The 9,273-nt window shown below is 69.7% G+C and carries 12 protein-coding genes and 1 tRNA gene; 8 read left to right on the top strand and 5 right to left on the bottom strand.

All coding sequences use genetic code 11. From position 1 onward, the window contains the following. The first annotated feature begins 172 nt into the window (after nt 1-172). Complete coding sequence (locus tag BLU81_RS22845; protein ID WP_157751744.1) at nt 173-400, top strand: hypothetical protein; 228 nt, start codon at nt 173-175, stop codon at nt 398-400. Between the two features lie 54 nt (nt 401-454). Here BLU81_RS22845 and BLU81_RS22840 read toward each other — a convergent pair. Continuing rightward, nucleotides 455-528 (bottom strand) — tRNA-Met (locus tag BLU81_RS22840). Between the two features lie 257 nt (nt 529-785). On the opposite strand from BLU81_RS22840, the gene cspE reads away from it, so the two are divergent. Continuing rightward, a complete protein-coding gene (gene cspE, locus BLU81_RS22835) occupies nt 786-989 on the top strand; it encodes a transcription antiterminator/RNA stability regulator CspE (RefSeq protein ID WP_092557501.1) in 204 nt (67 codons plus the stop codon). A gap of 145 nt (nt 990-1,134) precedes the next feature. On the opposite strand, the gene BLU81_RS22830 is transcribed toward cspE, so the two are convergent. Beyond that, a complete protein-coding gene (locus BLU81_RS22830; protein ID WP_092546533.1) occupies nt 1,135-2,196 on the bottom strand; it encodes an FAD-dependent monooxygenase in 1,062 nt (353 codons plus the stop codon). Between the two features lie 128 nt (nt 2,197-2,324). Here BLU81_RS22830 and BLU81_RS22825 point away from each other — a divergent pair, with 128 nt between their 5' ends. Then, complete coding sequence (locus tag BLU81_RS22825) at nt 2,325-2,981, top strand: hypothetical protein (protein WP_092546532.1); 657 nt, start codon at nt 2,325-2,327, stop codon at nt 2,979-2,981. A 19-nt stretch (nt 2,982-3,000) separates the two neighbouring features. Here the strand turns inward: BLU81_RS22825 and BLU81_RS22820 are convergent, their stop codons facing one another. Beyond that, nucleotides 3,001-3,471, bottom strand: coding sequence for a hypothetical protein (locus tag BLU81_RS22820; RefSeq protein WP_231954709.1), 471 nt, complete (start codon nt 3,469-3,471; stop codon nt 3,001-3,003). 99 nt (nt 3,472-3,570) lie between these two features. Between BLU81_RS22820 and BLU81_RS22815 the strand changes: the two genes are divergently transcribed. Further along, nucleotides 3,571-4,812 (top strand): SGNH/GDSL hydrolase family protein, encoded by a 1,242-nt coding sequence (locus tag BLU81_RS22815; protein WP_092546531.1) that lies wholly within the window; start codon nt 3,571-3,573, stop codon nt 4,810-4,812. On the opposite strand, the gene BLU81_RS22810 is transcribed toward BLU81_RS22815, so the two are convergent. Then, nucleotides 4,766-5,956, bottom strand: a complete 1,191-nt coding sequence (locus BLU81_RS22810; RefSeq protein ID WP_231954708.1) for an MFS transporter — start codon at nt 5,954-5,956, stop codon at nt 4,766-4,768. The two genes, BLU81_RS22815 and BLU81_RS22810, sit on opposite strands and share 47 nt — an antisense overlap. 85 nt (nt 5,957-6,041) lie before the next feature. Between BLU81_RS22810 and BLU81_RS22805 the strand changes: the two genes are divergently transcribed. Both BLU81_RS22805 and BLU81_RS22800 read left to right on the top strand, forming a co-directional pair. Further along, nucleotides 6,042-6,899: an arylamine N-acetyltransferase family protein gene (locus tag BLU81_RS22805; RefSeq protein ID WP_092546530.1), complete on the top strand. Its 858-nt coding sequence runs from the start codon at nt 6,042-6,044 to the stop codon at nt 6,897-6,899. 68 nt (nt 6,900-6,967) lie between these two features. After that, nucleotides 6,968-7,525 (top strand): GNAT family N-acetyltransferase, encoded by a 558-nt coding sequence (locus BLU81_RS22800; protein ID WP_092546529.1) that lies wholly within the window; start codon nt 6,968-6,970, stop codon nt 7,523-7,525. Here BLU81_RS22800 and BLU81_RS22795 read toward each other — a convergent pair. Beyond that, the gene (locus tag BLU81_RS22795) at nt 7,517-8,020 is read right to left on the bottom strand and encodes a winged helix-turn-helix transcriptional regulator (RefSeq protein ID WP_092546528.1); all 504 of its coding nucleotides are present in this window, start codon (nt 8,018-8,020) and stop codon (nt 7,517-7,519) included. The genes BLU81_RS22800 and BLU81_RS22795 overlap by 9 nt on opposite strands. A gap of 56 nt (nt 8,021-8,076) precedes the next feature. Between BLU81_RS22795 and BLU81_RS22790 the strand changes: the two genes are divergently transcribed. Both BLU81_RS22790 and BLU81_RS22785 read left to right on the top strand, forming a co-directional pair. After that, nucleotides 8,077-8,589, top strand: a complete 513-nt coding sequence (locus BLU81_RS22790; RefSeq protein WP_092546527.1) for a PaaI family thioesterase — start codon at nt 8,077-8,079, stop codon at nt 8,587-8,589. Nucleotides 8,590-8,659: 70 nt separating this feature from the next. Beyond that, the gene (locus tag BLU81_RS22785; RefSeq protein WP_092546526.1) at nt 8,660-9,256 is read left to right on the top strand and encodes a hypothetical protein; all 597 of its coding nucleotides are present in this window, start codon (nt 8,660-8,662) and stop codon (nt 9,254-9,256) included. Nucleotides 9,257-9,273: the final 17 nt, after the last annotated feature.

The raw sequence follows: 9,273 nt of genomic DNA, 5'->3' as shown, positions 1-9,273 counted from the left end.
ATCGAGCCGGTCGACCTCCTCACCTCCGATCGGGATCCCTACGTTCTCGGCACGGCCCTGTCCAAACTGGCGACCCGGGTCGGTGCTGACGTCGTACTGGTCGATCTCCGTGCCGGAATCAGTGAGCTCAGCCAACGGCGGGCTGGACCGTCTGGGCCGGCTTGGGAAGTCGTTGGCCGCGAGCTTCGGCTGGCAGCCGGCGCAGGCGACAGTGTTCGTCCTAACCGGGGTTCCGCCGCTGATCTCGTCGGTGCGGGCCATCGTGCCGCCGGTGAAGGTCAGGCACGAGGCCGCGCTCGACTGGTCGCGCCGGATCGTGCTCGACGTCGATCCGGCCGCGAGATCGCAGGAGGTGGTGGAGGCGTTCGAGAGTGCCCGGACTATGCCCGAACAGAGATAGAAAACGCGGTCCGCCATGAAGACGAACCGCGTTCTGACCGGCACTACTTGCTAGTAGCGGGGACAGGATTTGAACCTGCGACCTCTGGGTTATGAGCCCAGCGAGCTACCGAGCTGCTCCACCCCGCGTCGGTACGCCAACCGTAGCCGGTCAGCCGCCGAGTACCTAATCTGCCCTCTGGTCGCCGGCATCGAGGCGATGATGTGGTACGTTCTTCTCGTTGCAGTTTTGATTTCCGTAGACGTTTTCGGCGCCTGTTCGGGTTATCTGTTGCCCCGATCCAGGCGCTTTTCGTTTTTTGGTGTCGGTTCCGACGCGGGTGATCAACGCAGCGGCGTGTGGGTCCGCACAGTGCGGCCTCCATCAGCCTGCGAAGGAGCAGAACATGGCTACAGGTACCGTGAAGTGGTTCAACGCTGACAAGGGCTTCGGCTTCATCGCCCCCGACGACGGCAGCGCCGACGTCTTCGCCCACTTCTCCGCGATCGCGTCGAGCGGCTACCGCAGCCTCGACGAGAACCAGAAGGTGGAGTTCGACGTCACCCAGGGCCAGAAGGGCCCGCAGGCGGAGAACATTCGCCCGCTCTGATCCAGGCTTTACGAAACGGCGGCCCGCTGAATCAGCGGGCCGCCGTTTCGTGTCTGCCATCGGTTGGCCTCACGACGGATGCCTCCGCCGGAGAACAGCCCATGAGATGAACCCGCGGGGGCTGTTCCGGGGCCGGCGGACAACCTCACGGGGTGGGGAACGGGTGGCGGAGGCGGGCGTAGGTGGAACGGTAAGTGCGGGGCCCCAGCGTCGGCAGTAAGAGGTCTCGGAACCACGGGGGTAGGGCTGCCACTCGGGTGAACTGGGCGGTGGCGGTTCGTACCTGGGCTATGCGGTCCTGGCGTAGGGCCGTGTACGCGGCTCCGGCCTCGTCCCACGGGGACGTCGTCAGGACGTCGGCCAGGACCAGGCCGTCCTCCACCGCCAAGGCTGCTCCCTGTGCCCAGAACGGGGCCGTCGCGTGGGCCGCGTCGCCTACCAGGGCGCAGCGGCCGGTGGACCAGGTCGTCGTCCGGATCTGTCGCACCGGGGACGGGAGCGGGTCGGTGACGGTGGTCAGGGTCTGTCGCACCGGGGCCGGGAATCTCGCGAACGTCTCGTGCAAGCCGGTCGGGGCGGTGGTCGTGGCGTAGCCGTAGACCTCTGAGTCGTCCACTGGCGTCAGCAGGAACGCGGCGTCCCGGCCGGACCACAGGGTCCAGCAGTCGATGCCCGGGTTCGGGGCCAGGAAACGCCAGCCGGCGGGGCCTACGACGGGAGGCGGCGCTGTCGGGTCCACGGTGGCCCGGACCAGTGAGTGGATGCCGTCGGCTCCGGCTATGTACCCGTACCGCCGCTGGGTCTGGTCCTGGAATGTGACCCGGCCGGACGGGTGGACCTCGGTCACCTCCAGCGGGCACCGGATCCGGTCGTCCAGGCCCTCGGCCAGCAGGGTCAGCAGCTCGGCGTGGCGGACGCACCTCGGGCGGGCCTCGGGGCCCCAGAACGCGTCCTCGTCAACGGTGAACAGCAGCCGGTCGCGGCGGGTCCGGTACTCCCGGCGGGTGGTGGGGCGGCCCAGCTTCTGCAGGTCCTCGGCCAAGCCCAGGGCGGCGAACGCGGCTATCGCGTTGCCGGGCAGGTTGAGCGCCAGGCCGGAGTCCTCGGTGCCGCGCTCGGCGACGGTCACCGGCACGTCCAGGCGGTGCAGCGCGCGGGCCAGCGCCAGTCCGGCGATGCCGCCACCCACCACGAGTACGTCATCCATGGTGATCCAGAATGCACCTCATCGAGCAGTATCGGTGGGTCAATGCCGAGAACCGGACAGTTACCCGCTGCTGCGAACCGTCAACAGTGTGCGTGGCGGGTGTTCGAATGTGGACGTACCGTTTGTAAATGGCGCTCTGGACGACTCGCAGCCTGCAGTCACTGGTGGACACGATCGGGCCGGCCGGGCGGGCCGAAGCGGTCGCCGAGCTTCGTGCCACCATCGCCGGCCGGGAGCCACGCATCGCCGGTGACATCGCCCTCGCCGACACCGAGATCACCCGCATCGCCGCCGTGCTCCTCGACGACCTCAGCGAACCCCACCTGCTCCAGTTGCGGGCCGTCGACCGCCCGGACGCCACCCGTCTCGCCACCACCCCGACCGGCCGTGACCTGCGCACTCTTCAACTGCGGCACGCCGAGCGGATGCGCCGCCAGGCCGTCGCCGTGCTGTGCGCGGAACCCCCGGACACCGGGGAGTCCACCCACGTCCGCTATCTGGCGACGGCTACCGGGATGCTCGCGTTCGGCGACTACTACGAACTGGTGGCCCTGATCGTGACGTTCCCGTTCGACGGCCCCGGCGACCCGCGCCGGCAGCGCGGTGCCCAGGAGATGAGCATGGCGGTTCAGGCGACCGCCGCGACTCGGGCCCTCTTCGAGGTGGGCCTGACCGCGCCGGTCTTCGACACCGGCTACCAGTCGATGTGGATCCGCCTGATGGCCGACGCCCGCGAGCGCGACCTACTTCCGACCCTGAGCCAGTGGCGCCGCTGGACCCGGTGACCGTCGAAGGACGGCTTGATCAGTTGGGGGTGAACAGGCCCTGGAGTCCGACGATGATCGCGATGATGCCGAAGACCGCGATGAGCAGGGCCGGACCGGACAGGTCGGCGGGCGCGGTGGCCGGGGGTGTGGCGGTGCTGTGCTCCGGCGGGGCGCCGGCGGAGGGCCAGCCGATCCCCGGTGACGAGCTGCCGCCGGCGCTGGTGGCGGGTGCCGGGACCAGGGGCTTCTTGCCGGTCAGTCGGTCCCAGGCGAGGATCACGCCGACCGCTATGCCGACCACCTCGAAGTGGAACAGGCGCGGGCCGGAGATCAGGTGGACGATCAGGTAATAGCCGCCGGCGACCAGGGCGATGATGCCGACCAGCCACTGCCAGCGGGCGATGTGCCCGGTGACGCGGGCGACGGCTGGGAAGCGGCCGAGGATCGGGATGGCGAGCAGCAGCCCGCCGATGATGTTGGCGGCGTCGAGTAGCAGGGCCATCAGCATGGTGGGCCGTCCTCCGATCGTGTTCCGTTCCGAAGCTTAACTTGGAGCGCTCCCAAACGCATGTTGACTAGATCGATATGCGGCTATACGTTCCGTGACATGCGGCGTCGTAGCCTCCTGGGGGCCGCCTCCCCATTGCTGCTCATCGATTCCGGACCGCCGCCACGACCCCGCTGGATCCACACCTGGACCGCCGCTCCGCAGCTCACCGAACGCCACAACCTGCCGCCGGAACCGTTCACCGCCCTGGTGGACACCACCCTGCGGCAGACCGTGCGGGTGTCGCTGGGCGGGCGCCGGGTGCGGGTCCGATTCTCGAACGCGTTCGGCACCGGCGCCCTGCCGATCACGGTGGCCGCCGTCGCCCTGCCGGCCGGTGGCCGGGCCGGAGCGGCGGGGATCGTGCCCGGTAGCTGCCGGCCGTTGACCTTCAGCGGACGGCGCGATGTCATCGTCCCGGCAGGCGCTCAAACCGTCTCCGATCCGGTCGATCTGCCGCTGTCACCCCGGTCGAACCTGACGATCACGGTGCATCTGCGCGCGGGCCCGGAACAGCCGGCGATCACCTCGCATCCCGGTTCCCGGACGACGTCCTGGCTGGCCACCGGTGATCAGCACGCCGCGGTGGAGTTGCCGGGCGCGGTGGCGGCCGACCACTGGTACCTGATCAGCGGCGTCGAAGTGCTCGCGACCGGCGCCTCCGCCCTGGTGGTGCTCGGCGACTCGCTGACCGACGGCCGCGGTTCGACGACCAACGGCAACGACCGCTGGCCCGACCTGCTGGCGGACCGGTGGCGGGATCCGCGGCTGGCGATCCTGAATCAGGCGGCCGCCGGTAACCGCGTACTCCGGGATGGTCTCGGCCCGAACGCTCTGGCCCGCCTGGACCGGGACGTGCTCGCCCTCGGAGGTGCCGCCCACCTGCTGGTCTTCGAGGGGGTCAACGACCTCGGCACCACGGCGGCGTCGGAGGCGGCCCAGCGGCGGGTGACCGGTGACCTGATCGCCGCCTACCGGCAGATCGCGCTGCGGGCGCAGGCGTGCGGGCTGCGGACGTCCGGTGCGACGCTCACGCCGTTCGGCGGCAACATCTACGACGATCCCGCTGGGGTACGGGAGACCGCGCGCCAGTCGGTGAACAGCGCGATCCGGGGCGGGCTGTTCGAGTCGTACGCCGACTTCGACGCGGCGGTCCGCGACCCGTCCGCGCCGTGGCGGCTGCGGCCCGCCTTCGACGTGGGTGATCACCTGAATCTGAACCCGGCCGGGCACGCCGCCCTCGCGGCCGCCGTGCCTACCCGGCTCGCCGGAGTGACGGCCGGGCCACCCACGTGGCGATGAGCGCGACCACACAGAGCACCGCCAGGCTGAGGAACCCGGCCCGGAACGAGCCGGTGGTGTCCTTGACGGCGCCCAGCGCGTACACGAACGCGAAGCCGCCGAGATTGGCCCAGAAGTTGCCGATTCCACTGATCAGCCCGGCGTTGCGATCGCCGAGAACCTGCAACGGCAGAGCGAACAGCGGCCCGAAGTACACCTGGATCGCCACCGAGATCAGTGCCACCACACCGAGGACACCGAGCATGCCGGGTACGTACGTGAGCAGCGTCAGCCCGCCGGTGAGGACGACGAGGGAACCGCCGATGACGAGCAGTGGCCGGTTGATCCGGTCGGACAGGTAACCGCCGAGGTAGTTGACCGGTGCGCTGATCGCCGACGCCAGAGCCGCGACCAGCCCCGCGGCGGCCAGTGACTGCCCGCGATCCACGACCAGATAGGAGGGCAACCAGAACGTGAAGCCCTGCGCGACCGACAGCCGGGTGAACTGGATGACCGCGGTGAGCTGGACGATCCGCTGCCGGAGCAGACCCGGCAGTTCACCGAAGCGGACCGGGGCACCGGACGGCTCCCGTCTCCCGGACGGCCCGGCGAGGTAGCGGTAGAGCGCCACGCTGAGCAGGCCGAACCCGGCGAACAGCACGAACAGCAGCCGCCACCCGAGCGGTCCGACCAGAGCCGGGCCGATCGCGCTGAGCAGGATGTTCGACGAGAAGCCGCCGACCACGTACAAACCCATCGCGGACGCTCGCCGCCCCGGCGGGAACAACTCGGTCATCAGCAGCAGGCCGGGCATGAAGACCAGCGCCCGGAAGACCCCGGCCAAGGCCTGATCGATCAACAGCAGCGGGTACGACTCCAGCACCGCGAACAGCGCCGACAGAAGGTTCAGCCCGAGCATCCCGATCAGGAACAGCCGTCGCGGCGGAAACCGGTCGGCGAGGTAACCCGACGGCACCTGCATCAGCGCGTACGTCAGATTGCTCACCGCCGCGAGCGTCCCCGCCTCGGTGAAGCTGATCCCCAGATCGGTGCGGATCAGCGGCAGGAACAGCCCGATCCCACCGAAGATCAGCCCGATACTGCTCTGGCAGACGACCAGCAGGGTGATGACCGGCCGCCGCCGGGTGGTGTCACTGATCGTCACTCGCGGAGTTTAAGCGGCACCCCGGCCCGCGGCGGATCGGCTCTGTACCGGGGCGGTGTCGTACCCCGCGGCTACCGTGTCGGGCATGCCCGAGACCATCGACCCGACTGGCTACCTGACCCGGCTCGGCCTGCCCGAACTAGCCGGTCACCAGCCCGGCGTGGCGGCCCTGTCGGCGTTGCATCGCGCGCACGCCGAGCGGGTGCCCTATGAAGTGCTGGAGATCCACCTGGGCCGGCCCACCACGGTCTGCCCGCTGGAGTCGGCGCGACGGATCGTGGCCGGCCGGGGCGGCTACTGCTACCACTTGAACGGTGCCTTCTCGGTGCTGCTGCGGGCGCTGGGTTATGCGGTCACCCGGCACGTCGGCGGGGTGCAGGGGCAGGACGCCGAGGCCGGGGCCAGCGGCAACCACCTGGTGCTGACCGTGTCGGGGCTGCCGTCGGCCGAGTCGCCGGACGGACAGTGGCTGGTCGACCTGGGTATGGGTGACGGTCTGCACGGGCCGTTGCCGCTGGTGGCCGGAGTTTACGAGCAGGGCCCGTTCCGGTACACGTTGCGGCCGTCGGAGGCGGAACCGGGCGGGTGGCGGTTCGATCATGATCCGGCGGGGAGCTTCCGAGGCATGGATTTCCGTACCGAGAAAGCCATGATGTCCGATTTTGCCGTCCGGCATGTGGAACTCTCCACCTCGGAGACGTCGGGTTTCGTCCGGACTCCGATGGCTGCCCGGCGGGACGCTACCGGCGCCGACATCCTGCGCGGCCGGAATCTGAGCCGGATCGGTGCGGCTGCCGCGCTCACCGAACTGGTGACCGCCGCCGACTATTTCGCGGCGCTGGACGGCGTCTTCGGGATGACCTTCGACGAGCCGGAGCGGGCGGTCCTGTGGGCGCGGGCGTCCGCCGCGCACGAGCGCTGGCTGCGGGAGCGGACCACCTGAGTTGGCAATGTGAAAGAACCTCTGCTTAGGTAAGGCTTGCCTTATTGGAAATTAACGGAGGTTCAGGCGTGGGGGCACGCGAGGAATCAAGTAGTTCCGTCGTCCTTACCGAGAAGGCCGACATCGATGAACTGGCGGCGGTGTACCGGCGGGTCCACGCCGCCGATCTGCACCTGATCGACCACAGTGATCCGTCCGTCGAGGACCGTCTGCGCTGGACCGCCGAGGCGCCCGGATATCAGGGCGCACTCGGCTACGTGGACGGCCAGCTGGTCGGCGCCGTCATGGGCTGTCCACTCCCGCCGGAGACCCTGTGGTGGCGGGACCTGACCGATGTCCACGATCCCAGCCTCGCCGAGGAGTGGGAAGGGCGCACGTTCGCCATCTGTGAGGCGTTCGTCGACCCCACCGTGCAGCGGCACCGCATCGGCATCCGGCTCTTCGCCGAGCTGCTCGGTCAGCGGCCGGAGGAGCGCACCGCACTCGCGGTCACCGAGACCAACACGCGGGTGTGGCGCGCTCTGCAGGGCATGAAGTTCCAGCACGCCGGGGATCTGATCCCGTTCCCCGGCTGGCGGTCGCACCGGATGCTGGTCCGGGCGCTGCCGCTCAGCTCGTCACGGTGAACTCGTCTCGGTCCGGGGGTGCGCTCCCGGGCCGGGGCGGGGCTGGATCGCCCGCTTCTCGGTGACCTGGTGGCCGTCGGCGCAGGTGACGTCCAGGTGCAGTTCGGCGCCACAGTCGCGGTGGGCGTACGAGATAGGTGGTCCTTCGGGGTCGGCCAGATATCTGTCCCCCCACTCGGACAGTGCGATCATGATCGGGTAGAGGTCGAAGCCCTTCGCGGTGAGGCGGTACTCGTGGCGGAGCCGGGCGCCGGGCTCCCGATACGGATCGCGGCGCAGCACCCCGTTGCCGACCAGGGTGGTCAGCCGGTTGGCGAGGACCTGCCGGGGGATGCCGGTGCGGACCCGCATGTCGTCGAAACGGCGGATGCCGGCGAACACCTCCCGGAGTACCACCAGGGTCCATTTCTCGCCGAGGACGCCCATCGCCCGCTCGATGGTGCAGTTGTCGACGGACCAGTTCAGGGCGGCGGGTGGGGCGGACGGGCTCGACATGTGAAGAAGGCTAAGTCTCGTTGACAGACGCAGCAACCCTCTGCCAACCTGCGTCCATGACGCAGACCCAGGACGCCACCCGGACCCGTACGTTCGGCTGGTCCGACCCGGCCGAGCACGCGCACCTGCTGGGCCGGCGCAGCGGCCTGGAACTCCTGACCGCCATGGCGTCCGGCGAGCTTCCGCCGCCACCGATCATGCAGCTGATCGACGGCCACGGCATGCGCGTCGAAGAGGGCAGCGTCACCCTCGAACTCGACCCGCAGGAATTCCACTACAACCCGCTCGGCACCGTGCACGGCGGCGTCCTCTCCACCCTGCTCGACACCGCCGCCGCCTGCTCGGTGCACAGCACCCTGCCGGCCGGGGTGGCCTACACGAGCATGGACCTGAATGTGAAGTTCCTGCGCCCCGCCACCATCGCCTCCGGCCGCCTGACCTGCACCGGCACCGTCCTGCAGCGGGGCCGCCGCACCGCACTGGCCGAGTCTCGCATCACCGACGCCGCCGGCCGCCTGATCGCCCACGCCACGTCCAGCTGCATGATCTTCGACATCCCCGGCGCCTGATCCCGGCATCGCTGCCTTCGGCCCTTCCCGGCTTCCTTGACCCGGCCGGAGATGTCTCCGGCGCTGGTCCGTGCCACCCCCGCCGTGGGCCGCCGAGATCGGAGTCCCGCTGACCCGGGCCGCTCATTCCGGTGGCTGGGAGCTGTCGCCCGCCGGTGCCGCCCGCCGGTTGACCAGCTCTGTCGCGCTGTCCCTGACCACCGGTGAGCCGGTGCCGATCTCCGGTGGGCGGCTTGGGGAGTGCGGCTTCTGCGGGTTCGCGATGACCCGGCTGCTCGACGTCGATCGGGCGATCCTGCCGGACCTCTTCGGCGCCGAGTCCGGCCGGTTGCTGGTCACCACCTGCACCCTGTGCGGCAGCTACGGGACGATCCTCACCGAGGACGGCCGGTTCGCACCGGAGACCGAGAAGCCCTCCTACCTGCCGGTGCCCCAGGCGTGGGACGTGGACGCGCTGCCCGACGGCCCGCCGCTGGGAATCGGCGCGGAGCGGTCCAGCCCGTTCGCCGGAAACGCGTGGGAGGCCGACGGTTCCACGCTGGGCGGTTCACCACACTGGATTCAGGACCCGGAGTTCCCGGCCTGCCCTCGATGCGAGCAGACCATGCCGTTCGTCGGCATGCTCACCGGCGCCGACCTGTGGAAAGACCCCATCTCGAACAGGTGAATCACTGCGCGCACGGA

The organism is Actinoplanes derwentensis (genome assembly GCF_900104725.1).
In the GTDB taxonomy this organism is placed as follows: Bacteria; Actinomycetota; Actinomycetes; order Mycobacteriales; family Micromonosporaceae; genus Actinoplanes; species Actinoplanes derwentensis.
The sequence above is the reverse complement of the archived record's forward strand: the minus strand, read 5'-3'. Positions and strand labels throughout refer to the sequence as shown.

Excerpts from the sequence above, each read along its gene's own strand:
- BLU81_RS22830 (WP_092546533.1), bottom strand. The coding sequence starts at position 2,196 with ATGGATGACGTACTCGTGGTGGGTGGCGGCATCGCCGGACTGGCGCTG.
- cspE (WP_092557501.1), top strand. The coding sequence starts at position 786 with ATGGCTACAGGTACCGTGAAGTGGTTCAACGCTGACAAGGGCTTCGGC.
- BLU81_RS22805 (WP_092546530.1), top strand. The coding sequence starts at position 6,042 with ATGCCCGAGACCATCGACCCGACTGGCTACCTGACCCGGCTCGGCCTG.
- BLU81_RS22825 (WP_092546532.1), top strand. The coding sequence starts at position 2,325 with ATGGCGCTCTGGACGACTCGCAGCCTGCAGTCACTGGTGGACACGATC.
- BLU81_RS22790 (WP_092546527.1), top strand. The coding sequence starts at position 8,077 with ATGACGCAGACCCAGGACGCCACCCGGACCCGTACGTTCGGCTGGTCC.
- BLU81_RS22815 (WP_092546531.1), top strand. The coding sequence starts at position 3,571 with ATGCGGCGTCGTAGCCTCCTGGGGGCCGCCTCCCCATTGCTGCTCATC.
- BLU81_RS22795 (WP_092546528.1), bottom strand. The coding sequence starts at position 8,020 with ATGTCGAGCCCGTCCGCCCCACCCGCCGCCCTGAACTGGTCCGTCGAC.
- BLU81_RS22820 (WP_231954709.1), bottom strand. The coding sequence starts at position 3,471 with ATGCTGATGGCCCTGCTACTCGACGCCGCCAACATCATCGGCGGGCTG.